Annotated in this window: 22 protein-coding genes; 13 read left to right on the top strand and 9 right to left on the bottom strand. The window is 63.6% G+C overall.

Annotated features, from left to right (window positions below; translation table 11 throughout):
* Positions 1-223: 223 nt before the first annotated feature.
* The 4 genes from AArcSl_RS10165 (at position 224) to AArcSl_RS10150 (ending at position 4,772) form a co-directional block, all read left to right on the top strand.
* A complete protein-coding gene (locus AArcSl_RS10165; protein ID WP_119821904.1) occupies positions 224-1,693 on the top strand; it encodes a cytochrome ubiquinol oxidase subunit I in 1,470 nt (489 codons plus the stop codon).
* A complete protein-coding gene (locus tag AArcSl_RS10160) occupies positions 1,693-2,715 on the top strand; it encodes a cytochrome d ubiquinol oxidase subunit II (protein ID WP_119818560.1) in 1,023 nt (340 codons plus the stop codon). Before AArcSl_RS10165 ends, AArcSl_RS10160 begins: the two co-directional genes overlap by 1 nt.
* An 89-nt stretch (positions 2,716-2,804) precedes the next feature.
* Positions 2,805-3,113, top strand: a complete 309-nt coding sequence (locus AArcSl_RS10155; protein WP_119818557.1) for a 30S ribosomal protein S24e — start codon at positions 2,805-2,807, stop codon at positions 3,111-3,113.
* Positions 3,114-3,122: 9 nt separating this feature from the next.
* The gene (locus tag AArcSl_RS10150) at positions 3,123-4,772 is read left to right on the top strand and encodes a bifunctional N(6)-L-threonylcarbamoyladenine synthase/serine/threonine protein kinase (protein WP_119818554.1); all 1,650 of its coding nucleotides are present in this window, start codon (positions 3,123-3,125) and stop codon (positions 4,770-4,772) included.
* A 40-nt stretch (positions 4,773-4,812) separates the two neighbouring features.
* Here AArcSl_RS10150 and AArcSl_RS10145 read toward each other — a convergent pair whose 3' ends face one another.
* Together AArcSl_RS10145 and AArcSl_RS10140 are read right to left on the bottom strand one after the other, a co-directional pair.
* Positions 4,813-5,370: a hypothetical protein gene (locus tag AArcSl_RS10145; RefSeq protein WP_119818551.1), complete on the bottom strand. Its 558-nt coding sequence runs from the start codon at positions 5,368-5,370 to the stop codon at positions 4,813-4,815.
* Between the two features lie 54 nt (positions 5,371-5,424).
* A complete protein-coding gene (locus tag AArcSl_RS10140; RefSeq protein WP_119821902.1) occupies positions 5,425-5,961 on the bottom strand; it encodes a DUF5817 domain-containing protein in 537 nt (178 codons plus the stop codon).
* A gap of 100 nt (positions 5,962-6,061) precedes the next feature.
* Between AArcSl_RS10140 and AArcSl_RS10135 the strand changes: the two genes are divergently transcribed.
* Both AArcSl_RS10135 and AArcSl_RS10130 read left to right on the top strand, forming a co-directional pair.
* The gene (locus tag AArcSl_RS10135; protein WP_119818548.1) at positions 6,062-6,319 is read left to right on the top strand and encodes a hypothetical protein; all 258 of its coding nucleotides are present in this window, start codon (positions 6,062-6,064) and stop codon (positions 6,317-6,319) included.
* Entirely contained in the window at positions 6,319-6,738 is a 420-nt protein-coding gene (locus AArcSl_RS10130) for a type II toxin-antitoxin system VapC family toxin (RefSeq protein ID WP_119818544.1), read from the top strand. Before AArcSl_RS10135 ends, AArcSl_RS10130 begins: the two co-directional genes overlap by 1 nt.
* A gap of 36 nt (positions 6,739-6,774) precedes the next feature.
* Here the strand turns inward: AArcSl_RS10130 and AArcSl_RS10125 are convergent, their stop codons facing one another.
* Both AArcSl_RS10125 and AArcSl_RS10120 read right to left on the bottom strand, forming a co-directional pair.
* Positions 6,775-7,779, bottom strand: coding sequence for a 2-hydroxyacid dehydrogenase (locus AArcSl_RS10125; RefSeq protein ID WP_119818541.1), 1,005 nt, complete (start codon positions 7,777-7,779; stop codon positions 6,775-6,777).
* Positions 7,776-8,933 (bottom strand): pyridoxal phosphate-dependent aminotransferase, encoded by a 1,158-nt coding sequence (locus AArcSl_RS10120; protein ID WP_193588461.1) that lies wholly within the window; start codon positions 8,931-8,933, stop codon positions 7,776-7,778. Before AArcSl_RS10120 ends, AArcSl_RS10125 begins: the two co-directional genes overlap by 4 nt.
* Before the next feature lie 140 nt (positions 8,934-9,073).
* Here AArcSl_RS10120 and AArcSl_RS10115 point away from each other — a divergent pair, with 140 nt between their 5' ends.
* Together AArcSl_RS10115 and AArcSl_RS10110 are read left to right on the top strand one after the other, a co-directional pair.
* Positions 9,074-9,427: a cupin domain-containing protein gene (locus AArcSl_RS10115; RefSeq protein ID WP_119818537.1), complete on the top strand. Its 354-nt coding sequence runs from the start codon at positions 9,074-9,076 to the stop codon at positions 9,425-9,427.
* A 74-nt stretch (positions 9,428-9,501) separates the two neighbouring features.
* A complete protein-coding gene (locus AArcSl_RS10110) occupies positions 9,502-10,926 on the top strand; it encodes an IS4 family transposase (RefSeq protein ID WP_119818534.1) in 1,425 nt (474 codons plus the stop codon).
* 244 nt (positions 10,927-11,170) lie between these two features.
* On the opposite strand, the gene AArcSl_RS10105 is transcribed toward AArcSl_RS10110, so the two are convergent.
* Both AArcSl_RS10105 and AArcSl_RS10100 read right to left on the bottom strand, forming a co-directional pair.
* Positions 11,171-11,641, bottom strand: coding sequence for a TIGR04206 family protein (locus AArcSl_RS10105; RefSeq protein ID WP_119818531.1), 471 nt, complete (start codon positions 11,639-11,641; stop codon positions 11,171-11,173).
* Between the two features lie 70 nt (positions 11,642-11,711).
* On the bottom strand, positions 11,712-12,770 hold the full coding sequence (locus AArcSl_RS10100; RefSeq protein ID WP_119818528.1) for a zinc-dependent alcohol dehydrogenase family protein: 1,059 nt from the start codon (positions 12,768-12,770) through the stop codon (positions 11,712-11,714).
* 89 nt (positions 12,771-12,859) lie between these two features.
* On the opposite strand from AArcSl_RS10100, the gene AArcSl_RS10095 reads away from it, so the two are divergent.
* Complete coding sequence (locus AArcSl_RS10095; protein WP_119818525.1) at positions 12,860-13,195, top strand: hypothetical protein; 336 nt, start codon at positions 12,860-12,862, stop codon at positions 13,193-13,195.
* Positions 13,196-13,228: 33 nt separating this feature from the next.
* Here AArcSl_RS10095 and AArcSl_RS10090 read toward each other — a convergent pair whose 3' ends face one another.
* Both AArcSl_RS10090 and metG read right to left on the bottom strand, forming a co-directional pair.
* The gene (locus AArcSl_RS10090; RefSeq protein WP_119818522.1) at positions 13,229-14,338 is read right to left on the bottom strand and encodes an OBG GTPase family GTP-binding protein; all 1,110 of its coding nucleotides are present in this window, start codon (positions 14,336-14,338) and stop codon (positions 13,229-13,231) included.
* Between the two features lie 84 nt (positions 14,339-14,422).
* On the bottom strand, positions 14,423-16,573 hold the full coding sequence (gene metG / locus AArcSl_RS10085) for a methionine--tRNA ligase (RefSeq protein ID WP_119818519.1): 2,151 nt from the start codon (positions 16,571-16,573) through the stop codon (positions 14,423-14,425).
* 155 nt (positions 16,574-16,728) lie between these two features.
* Between metG and AArcSl_RS10080 the strand changes: the two genes are divergently transcribed.
* From AArcSl_RS10080 to AArcSl_RS10065, 4 genes are read left to right on the top strand one after another with little or no spacing between them, the layout of a single operon-like run.
* Positions 16,729-17,013, top strand: coding sequence for a 50S ribosomal protein L44e (locus tag AArcSl_RS10080; RefSeq protein WP_119818516.1), 285 nt, complete (start codon positions 16,729-16,731; stop codon positions 17,011-17,013).
* A 15-nt stretch (positions 17,014-17,028) separates the two neighbouring features.
* A complete protein-coding gene (locus tag AArcSl_RS10075) occupies positions 17,029-17,202 on the top strand; it encodes a 30S ribosomal protein S27e (RefSeq protein ID WP_119818513.1) in 174 nt (57 codons plus the stop codon).
* Between the two features lie 15 nt (positions 17,203-17,217).
* Positions 17,218-18,018 carry a translation initiation factor IF-2 subunit alpha gene (locus AArcSl_RS10070; RefSeq protein ID WP_119818509.1) on the top strand — a complete coding sequence of 267 codons (801 nt, stop codon included), beginning with the start codon at positions 17,218-17,220 and terminating at the stop codon, positions 18,016-18,018.
* A 25-nt stretch (positions 18,019-18,043) separates the two neighbouring features.
* Positions 18,044-18,241: an RNA-protein complex protein Nop10 gene (locus AArcSl_RS10065; protein WP_119818506.1), complete on the top strand. Its 198-nt coding sequence runs from the start codon at positions 18,044-18,046 to the stop codon at positions 18,239-18,241.
* A 30-nt stretch (positions 18,242-18,271) separates the two neighbouring features.
* Here the strand turns inward: AArcSl_RS10065 and AArcSl_RS10060 are convergent, their stop codons facing one another.
* Entirely contained in the window at positions 18,272-19,234 is a 963-nt protein-coding gene (locus tag AArcSl_RS10060; protein ID WP_119818503.1) for a transcription initiation factor IIB, read from the bottom strand.
* Positions 19,235-19,354 lie beyond the last annotated feature (120 nt).

The raw sequence follows: 19,354 nt of genomic DNA, 5'->3' as shown, positions 1-19,354 counted from the left end.
TCTTTCGGCGTTCCAACCACAATATCTAACGTGAAACGTGGCGAAGCTCAAGTGAGAACGTTGCGGCGCCCGCACACCCCAACCCCGACCGCTCGGACAGTTCGGATCGTACTGGCCTGATAGTTCGGACCGTACTGGCCTGATAGTTCGGATCAACTGATACTGGTCACATCGAAATCACCCAATGTATCCAGATCCAGTATTCATCACAGTCGCATCGTCGATGATCGGCGGCGTGATCACGTCGCTCGTAGCCGACCTTACAGCGATCGCCGCCCCGACCGTCCTGAGCGGTGGCCCGGAGCTTTTGAGCCGGATCCAGTTCGCCTGGACGATCACGATTCACATCGTCTTCGCGTCGCTTTCGGTCGGACTCGCCCCCCTCATCGTCTACTTCACCTACAGGGACGTGAAGACGGGAAGCGAGCGGTACGCCCAGTTGCGCGACTTCTGGGTGAAGGTGTTCGCGCTCGGGTTCGTGATGGGGACGGCAACCGGGATCCCGATGAGCTTCCAGTTCGGGACGAACTTTCCCATCTTCGCCGAATTCGCCGGCGAGTTGATCGGGGGACCGCTGGCGTTCGAGGCGAAGATGGCGTTCTTCCTCGAGGCCGTCTTCCTCGGGGTGCTGCTGTTCGGCCGCGAACGCGTGAGCGACCGGATGTATCTCGCCTCGTCGGTGCTGGTCGCTATCGGCGCGTGGCTGTCGGCGTTCTGGATCATCGTCGTCAACGCGTGGATGCAGACCCCACAGGGATTCGATCTGGCAGGCGACGTCGCGACGATGACGGATCCGATCGCCGCGATCGTCACACCACGGTTGGCGTGGATGTACGTCCACATGCAGCTGTCGGCGGTGATCGCCGTCGCACTGCTCGTGGCCGGCGTCGGGGCGTACCTCCTGTGGAAACACGACGGCAACGATGCCTGGCGGACGGCGGTGACGATCGCGCTGGTGTTGCTCGTGATTTCGGCACCGGTGCAGGCGCTGCAGGGTGACGCCTACGCCAAGCACGTCGAGGACACCCAGCCGGCGAAGTTCGCGGCCATGGAGGCACACTACGAGACCGACGAGGGCGTGGCGCTCCACGTGATCGCGTTCCCGAAGACGCTGGAGGGGTTCACCGATCCGCGGGCAGAGAACCTCTATACGTTGAGCGTGCCGATGTTGGTCTCGTACATGCTGGAGGGTGATCCCGGTGCGGAGGTGATCGGGCTCAACGAATTCGAACACACCCCGCCCGTTGCGATCGTGTTCTGGTCGTTCCGGGCCATGGTCGGGCTCGGGGTGTGGTTCGTCTTCCTCGGTCTGTGGGGGGCGTATCGTCGGTATCAGGGCCGGCTCTCCGAGAGCGATCGACTCCTGAAAGCGTTGATGCTGTCGACGCCGCTCGGGTTCCTCGCGATGATCGCCGGGTGGTACACGACCGAGGTCGGTCGGCAGCCGTGGATGGTCCAAGACGAGTTGCTCGTCGGGGAGAGCGTCTCGCCGGTGTTGACCGGCTGGGAGGCGATGCTGTCGGTCGCGGCGTTCGTCGCCGTCTTCGGTGGACTGTTCCTGATTGCCCTTTATGCGTTCCGACGGATGGTCGCGGCAGAGTCGCGACGCCTCTCGGAGGCCGAGGAACCCCAGCCGCCGGAACCGGCGGGACCCAGTCCGGGATCCCCTACACCCGAGGGAGGTGATCCGTGATGTCGATCCCCTTGTTCGTCGGTGACGCCTACCTCGTCGCCTGGCTGCCGGAGTTCTGGTTCGGCGTCGTCGTGTTCACGCTCGCGATGTACGTGTTCCTCGACGGCTTCGATTTCGGAATCGGCATCGTCTATCCGCTGGCTCGCGACGAACACGAACGGGAGACGCTCCTCGCGGCGTTCGGACCGGTCTGGAAGGCCAACGAGGTGTGGCTGGTCGGCTTCGGAACGATCCTCCTGGGAGCGTTCCCGCCGGTGTACGCCCGACTCTTGAGCGAACACTACCTGCTCGCGATCGCGATCGTCCTCGCGTTGCTGTTCCGTGGCGTTTCGGTCAAACTCCGCGAGGAGCGGGACGACGAGGCGTGGGTGCGTACCTGTGACCGGGCGTTCGTCGCCGGAAGCGTAATCTCCCCGTTCCTGATCGGGACTCTCGTGGGGAGTTGGGTGTTCGCGTCCGGAACGGCGAGCGTTCCGGCACTGGCAACGGGCGTCCTCCTCGTGGCGCTCTCTGCGACGTCCGGGACGGCGTATCTGGGGATGAAAACCCGCGGCGACCTGCGGGACCGGATAGCCGACTACGGTCGTCTCGCCGGCACGATCTATCTGGGAGCCGTCGTCCTCGTGCTGGGCGTCCTGCTCGCGCTGGACGTCAGGGGCCTCCGGGCGCTCGTTTTCACCCCGGGAGTGCTCGTCCCCGTCGTCGCGACGGTCGGGTTCGGGATCGCGACGGTCGCACTGGCGAGCCGGCGGGCGTACCGGGAATGGCTCGCCGCGACCGCCGGGCTGTCGGTGTCGCTCGTCGGACTCGTCGCGGCCCTGCTGTATCCGACGATCTACCCGGCCGCGGAGCTCACGGTCCGGGAGGCCGTCGTCTCTCCGATCCCGCTGAATCTGCTTACGGTGCTCGGGCTCCCCGTTCTCCTGCTCGTCGTGGGCTACTTCCTGTACCTCTATCGCGTGTTCGAGGGACCCGTCGACGTCGAGGAGGACGAAGGGGGATACGGCGTCGGCGACGACTGAGCCGAACTCGGTCCGCGTCGGTCGCGAGAGCACGGGACGCCCTTCGAAATCCTTTTACTGCTTTCGGGGAGAAATAGAGACAACTAACCATGGAAATCGACGTCATCTCCGAGGAGGAGAACCCAATGTTGCATCGGACCGACGTCCGCTTCGAGATCTCCCACGACGACGCCACGCCCTCGCGACTGTCCGTGCGCGACTCGCTTGCGGCGAAACTCGACAAAGACTCCGCGGAAGTGATCGTCCACGAACTCGACACCAAGTTCGGCATGCGCAAGACGATCGGCTACGCGAAGGTGTACGACTCGCCCGAGATCGCGAAGGACGTCGAACAGGAGTACATGCTCGACCGGAACAAGATCGGCGAGGACGGCGAGCAGACTGCCGAAGAGGCGTAACGCCGCCGGATGCTCGTTCTCGGTCTCGAGGGCACCGCCTGGTGTGCGAGTGCGGCGGTGTACGACACCGAGACTGACGCCGTTTTGCAGGAGTCGGACGCCTACGTTCCCGACAGCGGCGGCATTCACCCCCGCGAGGCGGCAGAACACGTCGCCGACGCGATCCCGTCGGTCGTCGAACGCGTGCTCGATCGGCTGGCAGAACGGGGATGGAGTGCCGACGTCGACGACGAGAACGACGACGGAACCGATGGAGGTTCCGCACCGCCAGTCGACGCGGTCGCGTTCTCCCGCGGGCCGGGGCTGGGGCCGTGTCTCCGCGCCGTCGGCACCGCAGCCCGGACGCTCGCGGGACGGTGGGACGTCCCGCTCGTGGGCGTCAACCATATGGTCGCCCATCTCGAGATCGGTCGTCACCGGTCCGGGTTCGACTCGCCGGTGTGTCTGAACGCCTCGGGAGCCAACGCCCATCTGCTGGGCTACCGCGACGGTCGGTATCGGGTGCTCGGGGAAACGATGGACACCGGCGTCGGCAACGCGATCGACAAGTTCACCCGGCACGTGGGGTGGTCCCACCCCGGCGGTCCGAAAGTGGAGGAGGCCGCGGGTGACGGCTCCTACGTCGATCTCCCGTACGTCGTCAAGGGGATGGACTTCTCGTTTTCCGGGATCATGTCGGCCGCGAAGGCCGAATACGACGACGGAACTCCCGTAGAGGACGTCTGTTACTCCCTCCAGGAGCACGTCTTCGCCATGCTGACGGAAGTCTCCGAGCGTGCGCTGTCGCTGACCGGCAGCGACGAGCTCGTGTTGGGCGGCGGCGTCGGGCAGAACGCCAGGCTCCGCGAGATGCTCGCAGAGATGTGTGATGCCCGGGGGGCGAAGTTTCACGTCCCCGAACCCCGGTTCCTGCGGGACAACGCCGGGATGATCGCGGTGCTCGGTGCGAAGATGTACCGCGCCGGCGACACGGTCGCGATCGCCGAGTCGTCGGTCGATCCGAACTTCCGGCCCGACCAGGTGCCGGTGACGTGGCGAAGCCGCGAAGAGAGCGTCGGAGTCGTCGATCCCGAAATGCGGCTCCGTGGCGCGGAGGCGATCGTCGAAATCGAGGGAGATCGCGCCGTGAAACGCCGGATCGGAAAGTCCTACCGTCACCCGGAACTCGATCGGACGCTCCGGACGACCCGGACCCGCGGGGAAGCTCGGCTCACGAGCGACGCGCGTCGGGTCGGCGTCCCCACGCCGCTGGTGTACGACGTCGACGTCCCGGAGGCGACGCTCACGCTCCAGTACGTCGGCGACGTGGACCTGGCCGAACGGATCGAGCCCGAGCAGTGTCGGCGGGTGGGAGAGCATCTCGCCCGGATTCACGGCGCCGGTTTCGTCCACGGCGATCCGACACCGCGGAACGTCCGCGTCGACGACGAGCGAACCTACCTCATCGACTTCGGCCTCGGCTACTACACGGACCACGTCGAGGACTACGCGATGGACCTCCACGTGTTCGAGGGCAGTGTCGCCGGCACCACCTCCGACGCCCAGACGCTTCTGGACGCGTTCGAGGAGGGGTACCTGGAGGTCGGCGAACGGCGGGTGATCGACCGGCTCCGGACCGTGGAAGGGCGGGGACGGTACCAGGTGAACGACGGCCCGTAGCTCGTCGCTTTCGACCCGGAGCGGAGGGGAGCGGTGACGCTCACTGGAAGCCGCGTCCGACCTCGTCTTCCTCGATCAGGTCCTCGAGTTCGCTGTTCAACAGTCGCTCGGCCTCCTCGAACGTCTCCGACAGCTCGTCGAGTCGGTCCGGCCGATCGGCGAACTCGTACTCCATCGGTCCAAAGGCGGGGGAGTCGACGGCATCCATGACGTCCTCGAAGAAGTCCTCGGGCGTCGTGGGCGCCTCGGCGTGCACCTTGACGGTCTCTTCGAGCCGTCTGGCCATCCGTTCGGCCTCGTCCTCATCTTTCGGCGGCCGTCGGACCGCAAACCGGCCGCCCTCCTCCTCGCCGTGACCGGGCAACAGCGGATCCAGTTCGTCGTCGATCCTGCGTGCAACCCGGGCACCCACTCCGCGGAGGTCACGGGGGTTCTTGGCGTAGGTTTTCAGCTGGTGAACGCCGATCGCGGGATGGCCGAGATAGAAGTCTTCGCCGACGCCCGCCCGCCGTTGTCCCGCGACGGCTCGCCAGCCGTCGGGATCCGCGTTCTCGGAGGCAACGTCCTCGAGAATGTCCTGCCAGTCCCTGACGCGCATGGTCGGCGGTTGTGGCGGGACGGAAATGAGGCTGTCGGCTGCTTTCGACTCGACTTATAAGAGGCGGTATCGACCACCGGATTCGGACGCCTCCCCGCGCCGAACGAGCCGTTCGAGCAGGGTTCGGGCGGCGTCTTCGGGAACCCCGCGTTCGGATGCGTACGCGACGACCTCGGATTCGGTGGGTTTCTCGACCCTCTCGACGCCGTCCCGAACGATCTCTTCGCGTGATCGGGTGGAGGACTGCCCCGCACCCACCCTCGCGTTCTCGCCGGCGGATTGGATTTCGTCTGGATCCAGCCCAGCCTCCGCGAGGTACTCCCGGTCGTCGACACCTGCATCCTCGAGTTGCCGTTCGAGATCTGCGACGTGGGCCACCTCGGCGAACGACTCGCTTTCGTCCCGCTTGTTCGCCAAAAGCGCCGCCCGGGCCTGTCGTGCGGCCTCGCGATCCTCGTCGGTATAAAAGCGCTTGAGCTTCGCCACCCGGTGGCGCTTGCCACACCGCGAACAGGTGGCCGACTCCTGGGAGTCGGGATCCGCGAGCAGCCAGAGGTTGCCACACTCGTTGCAGCCGACGACCGCGTACATGCTACCGGGTTGTGCGGTCGGGTATTTCATCGTTCGGCTCACCTCTAGTAGTACTTATATAACAGTAGTACTTATATAACAGTAGTACTTGTAATACACTATGGGAACCGTGAGTTTCCGTGTCCCCGACGAAGTGAAAGAACGGATGGAAGAGCACGACGAAGTGAACTGGAGTGCAGTGCTCCGTGACCACATCAAAGAGGAGCTATACGAACTGGAATCGCGGAATATTGCCCACGCAGTTGCGACCAGCGAGCGATTGAGCAGTGCTATCGATCCCGACGAAGTGGCGGCGACGAACACGGCCGAAAGAATCCGTGAGTTCCGCGATACTCGATACGGCGAGGAGCGATCCTGATGGCGGACATCGTGGTCGACACGAGCACCGTCGTGAAGTGGTATATTCCCGAACAGCATCACGAACAGGCACGTGCACTTCGTGACGACTTTCTCAACGGGAAACACGACCTATACGCACCGGCCCTCATGCCGTTCGAAGCCATAAATGCGCTGCACTACAGTGGCCACTACGGCGGCGAGCGACTCGTCGAAGCCGCGGAATCGCTCGGGAAATACGGGATCGAATTAGTTCCGTTCCGGTCGGTCGGTCCAATCGCACAGATCACGACTACCGCCGGTATCACCGCCTATGACGCTGCGTACATCTCGCTCGCGGTCGAACGAGATGCGACAGCGTACACCGCCGATTCGAACCTCTTGACGGACCTGGACGGAAGTGAATACGAAGACGCCGTTACCCATATCCGAACCTATTGAACGATCGTCCAACGAGTGTCTATTAAAAATGACGCCTCATGAACGATCGTCGAGCGCCGAGTTCGGAAGGTCCTCCCCCGCGACACCTGCAAGAAGGTTCTCGGCGGCCATCGTCGCCATTTTGTTTCTCGTGCCGATGCTCGCGCTCGCGATGTGGGGTGTGACGACCAGCCGCTCGGGTACGTGGCGGGTTATCTCGTGGTCGGCAGGCAGCGGCTCGGGATCGGTCACGTCCAGTCCCGCACGCTCGATCCAGCCCTCCGAAAGCGCCGTGTCAAGCGCGTCGGTGTCGACGATCGGACCGCGGCTCGTGTTAATAAGGATCGCTCCCTCCTTCATTCGGCGCAGTTCCGCCTCGCTGATGAGATGGTGGGTGGACTCGAATAGCGGAACGTGAAGGGTAACGAAGTCGCTGTGGTCGAGGAGTTCGTTCTGATCCACGTAGGTAACGTCGACGCCGGCGGCCGCCAGTTCGGCTTCCGCCTCCTCGTTCGGCCCGACGTCGGCGTACAGCACCTCCATCCCGAAGCCGCCCGCACGACGCGCGACCGCCGCGCCGATGTTTCCGAGCCCGATTACGCCGAGCGTGGCGCCGTGGACGTCCGGGCCGGTCAGGAGCTTCGGCCCCCACGTCTCCCACTCGCCGTCGAGGACGTACTCCTGCCCCTCGACGGTCCGTCGCGCGGTCGTCATCAAAAGCGCCCACGCGAAATCGGCGGTCGTCTCCGAGAGCACTCCCGGCGTGTGGCCCACAGCGATGCCGCGTTCTTCTGCGTCGTCGATATTGACGTGGTCGTATCCCACGGAGAAGGTGCTCACGACGTCCAGGTTCGGCGAGGCGTCCATCACCTCCCCGTCGATGTCATCCGAAAGCAGACACAGCAGTCCGTCGGCCTCGAGTTCGGCCAGTCGCTCGATGATGTGGTCCTTCGACGGCGGGAGCTTGCCGTCCCAGACGTGGAGTTCACATGACTCCTCGAGCAGTTCCAGCCCGGCGTCGGGGATTTGGCGGGTGACGTAGACTGTGGGCTGTTCGCTCATATGAATCCCTCCGCGTCCAGCCGATCGACGGCTTCGCGGATCTGATCCTCTGTGTCGACCACCGAGGCGCGCACGTAACCGGGCGTCCCGAACGCCTGTCCGGGAACCAGACCGACGCCGGCCTCGCGGACGGCGTCCTTGCACCACTGCATATCGTCGTCGGACTCGATCGGAATCATCGCGTAGAAGGCGCTTTCGGGTTCGGGGATGTCGACGCCGCGCTCGGCGAACAGGTCGACCAGCGTCTCGCTGCGCCGCCTGAACGTCTCTTTCATTTCGCCCGCGATCGCGTCGGTGTCGGCGTTTCCGAGCGCCTCGGCGGCGGCGTGCTGGACGAAGTTGGAGGCACACGACACCGAGTGGCTGTGGACCTTTCCTGCCTGAGTCGTGTGGTCCGTCGGCGCTGCCATGAATCCCAGGCGGTAGCCCGTCATCGAGTAGGTCTTCGAGACGCCGTTGATAGTGATCGTCCGGTCGAACATCCCGTCGAGGGCAGCCAGGCTCGGCTGGTCCTTCTCGAAGATCAGCTCCTTGTAAATTTCGTCGGAGATGACCGGAAGGTCGTGATCGACCGCGAGGTCCCGTACCCCCTCGAACGCAGCGTGGGAGAACACCATCCCGCTGGGGTTGACCGGGGAGTTGAGCATGATCAGGGCGGTGTCGTCGGTGATCGCCGCCGCGAGGTCGTCGATCGCCGGTTCGAGTTTGAAGTCGTACGGCGCGAGATCCACGTGGACCGCCTCACCGCCGGCGAGTTTCACCATCGGCTCGTAGGAGGACCAGACCGGATCGAAAACGATCACCTCGTCGCCGGGGTCGACGATCGCCATGACCGTCTCGAACAGCGCCTGCTTCCCCCCGGGGGTGGCGATGATGTTCTCCGGGGCGTAATCTAGCCCGTGGCGCTCGTTGAGATACTCCGCTGCAGCGCGACGGAGCTTCGGGATCCCGTCCGAGGGCGTGTACGTCGTGTGTCCAGCGTCGAGCGCCTCGTGAGTCGCCTCCAGGATCTCCTCGGGTGTCTCGAAGTCTGGCTGTCCGACGCTGAGGTCGATGATATCCTCCCCCTCCTCCTGGAGTTCGGAGACGAGGTTGGTGATGACGAACGGTGCGGCCGGTTCGACTGCGTTTACTCGGTTTGAAAACTCGATCATTGTTCTGTTGTACGATAGCAGTACACAGGTACACGTCCGAGCGCTTCTTAAAGGCGACGCGAGTGGTCAAAATTGAATAGCCAGTGAGTGTGACCTCCGCATTTGGAGGTATTTAAGTCACGCACGCCCGCAGAGGCGATATGGAACGGATCACTGCCGAAGAACTCGACTCGACGGAGGCCGTCGAGGGCGTTCACCTCTCGGCGCTGGCGGCGGGTGAACGAATGAGCCTCCAGGAGTTCCGGATCGAACCGGGCAAGGACGTCCCGACACACAGTCACCCCCACGAGCAGGCGGGATATCTCGTTCGAGGGGAACTCACGTTCGTAGTCGGCGAGAAAAACGGCGAGAGAGAAGAGATCGTCCTCCAGGAAGGCGACAGCTACGTGCTCCCGGGCGGGGAACCCCACGCGGTGTCCAACGACGGCGACGAGACTGCAGTAGGAATCGACGTCTTTGCCCCGCCGCGGACGGATCCCGACTGGAAGGATTGACATCCTCCCCGCGCTGAAGCGCTGTCTCTTACCCACAAGTTCTAACGGCGGAGTTAACGAACTGAGACTGGAAGATGGGGCGTTGTTCACGGAGTTGGAGACCAGATCTCAATGAGGATGGACAGCTGTGTGACATGGATGTCTCGGGATGGATTCGTGCAGAGTTCCGTTCAGCGGAGTTTGGAGATAAGCGTCTGACTGATCGACTGGTTCAACTTGGGGATGAACTCGGCAGTTCACCTGCCGAGTCCATCCCCGCAGCCTGTGAGGACTGGGCGTCCACAAAGGCTACATACCGATTTTGCGATAATGAGAGTGTGGAACCGAGCGAGATTCTCTCTGCTCACAAGCAGGCACAGCGATCACGGGTGAGTGGCGGAGACGAGCTGTTGGTCGTCTCCGACACGACATATCTCACCTTTCCTCGCCACCCAGCCAAGGACGGTCTTGGCGATATTAGTTCCGCAGATATCGACGTAGAAGGCGTCAAATTACACACGTCAGTTGGTATCCGTCCAGACACTCAGCAGATGACGGGGGTCATCGACCAGCAGGTGCTGGTCGAGGACCAACAGGCAAGTGCCACCTACAGCACAAACGGCAGAGACGACCCAATTCTCCTTGAGAATGAGCATGAAAAGTGGTTGCGTGGTGATAAGGAGGCCGCCGAGTGGCTTCCCGAAGACGTGCATCCGATCTTTGTCCATGACCGAGGCGGGGATGCATTCTCGTTGTACGAGGAGCTAAGCAAAGAGAGCGCCACCGCTGGTTTCGTCGTTCGAGCCAATCAGAATCGACGCATCTTGACAGAGAGCGGCGAGGCTGGGAAACTCTTCGATTGGAGTAGCGACCTCGTCGAGCGAGGTCGCCACTCCATTGAGATTCAACAGGGAGGTGGACGAGAAGCCAGAACAGCCGAAGTCTCAATCACCGCAGGAACCTGTAAGTTGTGCGCACCGCGAAATAATCCGGATCAACAAGGATCCATCGAAGTGAATGTGGTGAGGGTGGATGAAGTGAGCGAGGCTGACGAGCCGATTCAGTGGGTGTTACTCACCACTGAATCGGTCGACACGTTCGACGATATCCTAACCGTTATCGAGTATTACGGCCTTCGCTGGCGGATCGAAGAGTGGCACAAAGTACTGAAGAGTGGCTGTGAGATCGAAGATCGGCAACTCCAGACGTGGGAGCGGATGGAGGTCTTGTTGAGTGTGTACTCAGTGATTGCGTGGAAGGTTTTGGAGTTACGAGAGCTAGCTCGCGGAGAAGATTCGGTTGCTCCAGAGGTCTTGTTAAGCGAGGCTGAGCGCGCCGTTCTGGAAACGAAATTTCCAGAACTGCGCGGCCAAAGCGGGAAAGCCTACGCGGTACATGTAGCGAAGTTAGGCGGGTATCTAGATCGCGGTTCGGATCCTCCTCCCGGTTGGCAGACGATGTGGAAAGGGCTTCAGAAGCTCCGCATGTGGGCAGAAGGCTACGAACTCGGTGCTGAATGAGCGCCGGGTCGCTCATTCAGCGAAACTCATCGTGGATTTAGACCTTCCTCAAACCTTCCAACCTGCCTACACCTCGAATTCTGTGAGTGTGCCTCAGAAGTACTATTTTCCTGATTGATTTGATTATCTCAGTCTCAATTTGGTTAATTTTTCTCGGTGAGTTTGAGTTATGGGTAAGAGACAGCGCTGAAGCGCGAGGCTTTCTCCTTGAATCTCCGTAATCGGTCGCGACCAGCGAACGCTCCTACACCAGGTTCCGCAGCGCCGGACCGTACCACCACCACGCGACCAGCCAGAGGCCGACGGCCCCCACAGGGATCGCGATCACGTCGCCGACGGTCCTGGTCGCGAGTCCGAGTGAGACCCAAAGTGCCGCGACCCCGGCGAGAACGAGCAACCCGCCGGTAACCCGCAGATCCTCCCGCCGGAAGAGGACGCCCGTCACAGCGCTCGCAAGCGCCAGCCCGTACAGGACCGTCCCGACCGGCCACACGCGGAGCGAATGCGGGAGCAGCCAGTAGGACGGCCACGACTCCGTGAGCAGCAGGTAAAGCGAGTGGACGTGAAGATCACCCGGATTGAACAGCCCCCAGGCCATCACGAATGCGATCTCGTTTCCCTGCCAGAGCACGCTCCAGGGGAGAAATCCGAGCAGAACGACGGCGACCGCCGCCCGAACCGGGGAGGCCGACCGAGGAGAGGCGGGGTCGTCCATGGGAGTTCGAGGAGTTCGATTCGCTTGAACCTCACGACACGATCACACTCCGGCGATCAACACACAGTGATCAAAATTCGGTGATCACTTCCACGCCGACGGTCTCGTGGTCCGTCATCGCCGAAAGCCGCGCCGAGACGTCCTCGAGAGAGATCTCGCGGGCGACGAGGCCGGCGAGATCGACGTCGTTTGCGGCAACGAGATCGAACAGTCGGGCGTACGACGTCGGGGGCATCCCCCGGGAGCCGACGAACGTGATCTCCCACCGCGTCATCCAGTCGGTGGGCAACGAGACCTCGCCGCGTTCCTCGTCGGTCGTCAACCCGACCTGGGCGTGTGTGCCCCGCTCGCGGAGACACCGCACGGAGTTGCGACAGGTCTCGGCGATGCCCAATGCGTCGAGGGAGACGTCGGCGCCGCCGTCCGTGATGGCGTGGATCTCCCCGACCGGATCGGTCGTCCCCGGATCGATCGTCGCGTTCGCACCGAGCGTCTCCGCCCGGTCTCTGGCCCGGTCGTCGGGATCGACGGCGACGATCCGGGCGCCGAGCACGTCCGCGAGCTGAACTGCCGACAAGCCGACCCCGCCACAGCCGTGGACCGCGAGCCAGTCGCCGCCCGCGAGATCGGCCCGCGAGGCGAGCGCGTGGTAGGCGGTCATGTACCGGCAGCCGAGCACTGCGGCGTCCCGCGGCTCCAGTGTGTCCGGGAGCCGAACCAGATTGTAATCTGCTGCCGGGACCGCCACCTGTTCGGCAAACGCGCCGGGCGCCTCCGGTTGGAACCCCAGTGCGAGGCCATCTCTGCAAACGTTACTGTGCCCGGACCGGCAGTTGTGGCAGGTGCCATCACCCAGCGAGAAGGGGACGACCACGCGATCGCCCACGGCGATTCGATCCACCTCCTCGCCGACCGCGAGTACCTCTCCGGCCGGTTCGTGCCCCAGCACCTGTCCGAGGGGGACGTTGTCGTCGGCCCACTCGCCGTGCCCTTTCCAGGCGTGCCAGTCGCTCCGGCACAGCCCGCAGGCCTCGACAGCGACGACCGCGCCGTCGGGATCGGGGTCGGGGTCGGGTACCGTATCTATCTCGAGGGGTTCGCCGTACTCGCGAAGGATCGCTGCGCGCATACCCCTAAAGGGACGACCAGCGGTGTCAAAAACGTCGGGGGCGACCGCCGACTGTGTGGGTTTACAATACTCGATGCCCTACCTCCACTGTGTCCGACGACGAACCCACCAACGGCATCGACGACGTGCCGACAGTCACTTGTTCGCGCTGTGGCCGGGAGTGGGATCTCGCGTACGAACTGGAAGAACTCCGGGCCGGGAACCGCGCCGTCGAGCAGTTCGCCCTCGATCACGAACGCCATACTGGGCACTATCCCGACGACGTCACGCCCTGGCTCGTCGCCTGCAAGCGCTGTCCGGACGGCGAGCAGTTCCTCTCGGAACGTCCGGCCCGCCGCTGGGCAACTGCACACGCGCGTCACACCCGTCACGACGTCCTCCTCCAGGACCCGGACGAGAACCAGACCGTCGTTTCACCGGAATGATTCGCCCACTTCGGCAGGGATCCGTCCGCGTTCTCACTTCCGGGCAACGATCCGGAGCACGTCCTCGTCTGCGAGTTCGTGGCCCGTCCCGACCTGCTGTTCGTCGTGCTTGGCGCTGGGACCCGTGACGCGGGCAAACTTGAACCGCTCCTCGAAATCCCCGCCGATCTTCCGACAGGCGTCCCCCACCGTCTGGCCCTCTCGGAGGATCAGCGGCTCCTCGTAGTCGACGCCCCGGCCGGGTTTGTCCATGTAAATACGGATCAATCCGAGCTCCTCCCAGATCCGCTCCCGGAGTGCATCGAGTCCGCGCTCCTCTTCGGCCGAAATGAACGTTACCTCGTCGGGATCGAGCCCCCGTTCCTCCAGTTCGGCCTCCACCGTCGGCAGGTAGTCGCGGTCGATCAGGTCCGCCTTGTTTACCGTAACGATCGACGGTAGATACACCCGGTTGTCCATCACACCGTCGACAAGCTCGTCGATCGTGAGGTCGTGAGGGATCGTCACCGCGGCGTTGACGAAGCCGTGCTCCCGGAGCACGCTCTTTACGGTCTCCTCGTCCAGCGAGACGCTGTCCCCCATCGTCACCCGGATGCCGTCCTTGTGCGTCTTCCGGACCGAGATGTTCGGCGGCTCCGTGTCGATGCGGATCTTGTTTTTGTACAGTTCCCGCGCGAGCCGGTCGTACTGGTCGATCTCGAACACGGAAAGCAAGAAGACGACCAGGTCCGCCGTCCGGACGACCGACAGCACCTCCTTGCCGTCGCCGCGGCCGCCGGCGGCCCCTTCGATCAACCCCGGGACGTCGAGCAGCTGGATGTTCGCCCCCTGGTATTGGAGCATCCCCGGATTGACATCGAGCGTCGTGAAGTCGTAGGCCCCCGTCTCGCTGTCGGCGTTCGTCATTGCGTTGATTAGTGTCGACTTGCCGACGCTTGGAAAGCCCACCAGCGCGACGGTGGCGTCGCCGTGCTTCTCGACGGCGTACCCCTGGCCGCCGCCCGGTGAGGACTGGGTTTCGAGCTTCTCTTTTTTCTCCGCGAGTTTGGCCTTCAGGCGGCCGATGTGCGCCTCTGTGGCCTTGTTATAAGGGGTCTCGGCGATCTCCTCCCGGAGTTCCTCGATCTCCTCCTCCAGTCCCATCACCGGATCGTCGGGTTCCCCCGGCGAAAAAGCTGTCCTTCGCGATCCGACGGGTCGCGGTTCCCGACGACGATTTTCGTCCTGTCACCGGATCCGCTGGCCCGGCTCGGCGTCGCCGTGAGTCGTGAGCAGATCCGCCTGCTCTCCCGCCGCGAGCACCATCCCGTTCGACTCGACGCCGAACAGCTCGGTCTTCTCGAGGTTCGCAAGCAGGATTACTTTCGTTCCGGTTAGCGACTCGAGGTCGTGGAGTTGCTTGATGCCCGCAACGACCTGCCGGGTCTCGACGCCGATGTCGACCTCCAGGCGTGCGAGTTTGTCCGCGCCCTCGATCCCCTCCGCGGAGATGACTTCGCCGACCCGCACGTCGAGTTCCTGGAACTCCTCGAAGCTGATCCGCTCGTCCGAGACGGGCTCGAGTTCTGTCATGTCTCCCTCCTCGTCGTCGGCCGTCTCGTCGCTTTCGGTTTCCGCTTCGTCTCCTTCGGCGGCGGCAGTCGCCGCCTCGACGCGCGCTTCGAGCTTCCGGTTGAGCTGTTCGACCCGCTCTTCGGGGATCTTCTCGAACAGCTCTGTCGGCTCCTCGAACGTCGTCTGCGGCTCCTCGAGGGCCGCTTCGGCAGTCACGTCGTGGACGTCGCTCCCCTCGCCGATCTGGGCCCACAACCGTTCGGCAGTCCGGGGGGTGATCGGCTCGAACAGCACCGCGACCGCCTTCGACAGCTGAACGCAGTCGCGGATTACCTGTGCTGCTGCCTCCGGGTCGTCGTCTGTCAGCTTCCAGGGTTCGTTGCGCTGGATGTACTCGTTGCCGAACCGGGCGAGGTCGACGGCGGCCTCGCCGACCTTCTTGATCGAGTAGTCGTTGACGCCCTCGCGGAACGCGTCGATCGCCTCCTCGATGCGTGTTTCGACCTCCGGCGAGAGCTCCGCCTCCGGAGTGCCGCCGTACTCCCGGTAGGCGAACAGCAGTGCCCGGTACCAGAAGTTTCCGACGGTGCCGACGATCTCGTTGTTTACCCGTTCGCGGAACCGCTCCCAGGAGAAGTCGACGTCCTGCTGGAACCCGCCGTTGGTCGCGAGGTAGAACCGCAGCAGGTCGGGTTCGAACCCCTCATCGAGGTATTCGTCGGCCCAGACCGCCCGGTTGCGGCTCGTCGAGAACCCTTTCCCGCCGAGCGTGACAAAGCCCGACGCCATCACCGCACGGGGTTCCTCGTAGCCGACGCCGCGCAGCATCGCCGGCCAGAAGATGGTGTGATGCTGGATGATGTCCCGGCCGATCACGTGGACGATCTCGCCGTCCTCTCGCCACACTTCCGACCAGTCGTAGACGTCCTCGCCGACGCGTTCGGTGTACTGTTTGGTCGAGGAGACGTACTCGATCGGGGCATCGACCCAGACGTAGAGCACGAGATCGTCGTCATCCTCTTCGCCTGTGTCGGCGCCGACCGCTTCGTCGGTGTCGTCGTCACCCGCCTCGCGTTCGTCCCCGGGGTAGTCTATCCCCCAGTCCATGTCGCGGGTGATACACCAGTCCTGGAGGCCCGACTCGATCCACTCTCGGGGCTGATTGCGGGCGTTGCTCGTTCCCTCCAGCCGGTCCAGGAACCCACTGAGGTACTCTGCAAACTCCGAGACGCGGAAGAACTTGTGGGTCCGCTCGCGATACTCCGCGGAGTTGCCGGTGATCGTCGACACGGGGTCTTCGATCTCGCCCGGTTCGAGGTGACGCTGACAGCCCTCGTCGCACTCGTCGCCGCGGGCGTGGGCACCGCAGTACGGGCAGGTGCCCTCGACGTAGCGGTCCGGGAGGTACTGATCCTCCGCCGGGTCGTACGCGACCATGATCTCTTTCTCGTAGACGTGTCCCTCCTCGTCGAGTGTACGCACGAACTCCTTCGTGGTCTCGGTGTTCGTCTCGTCGTGGGTGTGACCGTAGTTGTCGAAGTCGACATCGAACCGGGGGAACGTCTCCTCGTAGGTTTCGTGCCACTCGAGGGCGAACTCTTTCGGGGAGACGCCCGCCTGTTCGGCGTTGACAGCCACCGGCGTCCCGTGCATGTCCGAGCCGCTCACGAACGCAGTTTCCTGTCCGAGACGCTGTAGTGCGCGGGAGAAGACGTCGCCGCCGACGTACGTCCTGAGGTGACCGACGTGGAGATCGCCGTTGGCGTACGGCAGTCCGCAGGTGACGACCGCGGGTCGGTCGGTCGGAAAACTCTCGTGGCTCATGCTCTATCGTACCTCTCGGCGATGAGCGCCTAAAGCCCGCTGGTTTCCGTCGAGTGTTCGATCCGCGCTGGGCGGCGAAACCGTTCCCTCGACGCCGTCCGAGACCAAACGGGTTTTAACGGACCATCCAGTAGAAGCCTGTAAGGTAATCACCCATGCAGATGCCACGACGGTTCAACACGTACTGTCCGTTCTGTAACGGACATCGGGAGCACGAAGTCGAGAAGGTCCGCACCGGACGCTCGACGGGGATGAAGAAGGTCCAGGACCGACAGCGGAAGCGCCAGACGGCCACCATCGGCAACACGGGGAAGTTCTCGAAGGTGCCAGGCGGCGACAAACCGACGAAGAAGGTCGACCTCACCTACCGCTGTTCGGACTGTGGCAAAGCACACAACCGGGAAGGCTGGCGCGCCGGCCGGCTGGAGTTCCAGGAGTAACACGGAGGGATTCAGATGGCAGGAAACTTCCTTCGTGTCCGGTGTGCCGACTGCGAGAACGAACAGATCGTCTTCGAGAAACCATCCTCGAAAGTGAACTGCGCGGTCTGCGGGACGACCCTCGTCGCCCCCACAAGCGGCAAAGGTCGCATCGAACACGAGGTCCTCGAGACCGTCGAGGCCCGATAACGGGGTGTTCCGGGAATGAAGTACAGCGGCTATCCCGACCAGGGCGAACTCGTCGTCGGCAAGGTCGACGAAATCGCAGACTTCGGGGTCTTCATCGACCTCGAGGAGTACGAGGACAAACGCGGCCTCGTTCACATCTCCGAGGTCGCGTCCGGCTGGATCAAGAACGTCCGGGACCACGTCCGCGAAGGCCAGACGGTCGTCGCGAAGGTGCTCGACGTCGATCAGTCCTCTCAGCAGATCGATCTCTCCCTGAAGGACGTCAACGAACACCAGCGCAAGGACAAGATCCAGGAGTGGAAAAACGAGCAGAAGGCCGACAACTGGCTGTTGCTCGCGCTGGGGGAGGACGTCGACGACGAGACGTACGGTGCGGTCGCAAACGCGCTGCTTGCGGAGTTCGAGACGCTGTACGACGCCTTCGAGTCGGCGGCGATCCGCGGTACGGAGGCGCTTTCGGACGTGGATCTGGACGACGACGAGATCGACGCAGTCGTCGAGACCGCCCGCGAGAACGTCTCGGTCCCGTACGTCGACGTCACCGGCTACGTCGACCTGGAGTGTCCGGCCGGCGACGGCGTCGACGCGATCAAGGCGGCGCTTGCGGCGGCAGAGGGGAACGGCGAGGTGCCAGACGAGATCGACCTCGAGGTGACGTACGTCGGCTCCCCGGAGTATCGGATTCGGGTCCGTGCACCCGACTACAAGACCGCAGAGGACGAACTCGAGGAAAGCGCAGCCCGCGCACGCGAGTCGATCGAGGCTGCGGGCGGTACCGGCGGGTTCCATCGCGAGCGGCAGGAAGACGACGAGTGACCGACGTCGCCGCTTCTCCGAACAGATGAAATCAGACATCCGGCGGTGTTCCGCGTGGCGCGACCGACACGACCGACCGGTGTACACGCTCGGCGAGGAGTGTCCCCGCTGTGGCGCGCCGACAGAAAACACCGCCCCCGCCGGGTTCGATCCGAACGACAGGTACGGGGAGTATCGCAGGCGACGAAAACGCGCCGCTGGCGTCGTCGACTTCGAAGAGTAACAGAACCGGAATTCCGATCGGAACGCCGCCTCAGGCGACGAGCCCTTCCTCGGCTTCCAGCAGTTCGTGATACCGGTTCCGGATCGTCACTTCCGAGATGTCCGCGACCTCGCTTACGGCGGCCTGTGTGGTCTTTTCGTTTGTGAGCAGCGCAGAGGCGTACACCGCGGCGGCGGCCAGCCCCACCGGCGACTTCCCGGAGTGGACGCCCTTGCTCTTCGCGTTCTTCAGCAGTTGTTTCGCCCTGAGCTCGGCCTCGTCGCTCAACTCGAGCGAGGAGGCGAACCGGGGGACGTACTGTTCGGGATCTGCGGGTTTCACCTCGAGGGATAGCTCGCGGACGACGTAGCGGTACGTCCGGGCGATCTCGCTTTTCTCGACCCGCGAGACGTCGGCGATCTCGTCGAGACTCCGGGGGACGCCGGCCATCCGAGCGGCGGCGTAGACGCACGACGTCGAGACGCCCTCGATCGAGCGGCCGGGCAGGAGGTCTTCATCGAGCGCCCGGCGGTAGATGACCGAGGCGGTCTCGCGGACGTTGTCCGGGAGGCCGAGTGCAGACGCCATGCGGTCGATCTCGCCGAGCGCCTGCTTGAGGTTGCGCTCCTTCGAATCGCGGGTGCGGAACCGTTCGTTCCACTTGCGGAGCCGCTGCATCTTCTGACGCTGGCGGGCGCCGAGCGACCGGCCGTAGGCGTCCTTGTCTCGCCAGTCGATGTTCGTCGAGAGCCCCTTGTCGTGCATCGTGTTCGTGGTCGGGGCACCCACGCGGCTCTTTTGATCTTTCTCCCGAGCGTCGAAGGCGCGCCATTCCGGTCCCCTGTCGACGGAGCCCTCGCTTACAACCAGCCCACAGTCGCTGCAGACGGTTTCGCCGTGCTCCTCGTCCGTGACGACGTTGCCGTCACACTCCGGACAGGAGAGAGACTCGGAGGCTCCACTCGTGCGTTCGTTCTCTACCGATCTCGATCGTGTCGTTACTTTGTCACTCATTGTGTGTCACATCACCCACAACCTGACGTGCTGGGTGGTAGTCTGTACACGGTGGACGGAAGTGTTCTACTTAAAAGGTTTGGTGTCGGGCGAGGAAACCGCCGAGCAGAGACGTTTCGG

It is taken from the genome of Halalkaliarchaeum desulfuricum, from assembly GCF_002952775.1.
Lineage (GTDB): Archaea > Halobacteriota > Halobacteria > Halobacteriales > Haloferacaceae > Halalkaliarchaeum > Halalkaliarchaeum desulfuricum.
The sequence above is the reverse complement of the archived record's forward strand: the minus strand, read 5'-3'. Positions and strand labels throughout refer to the sequence as shown.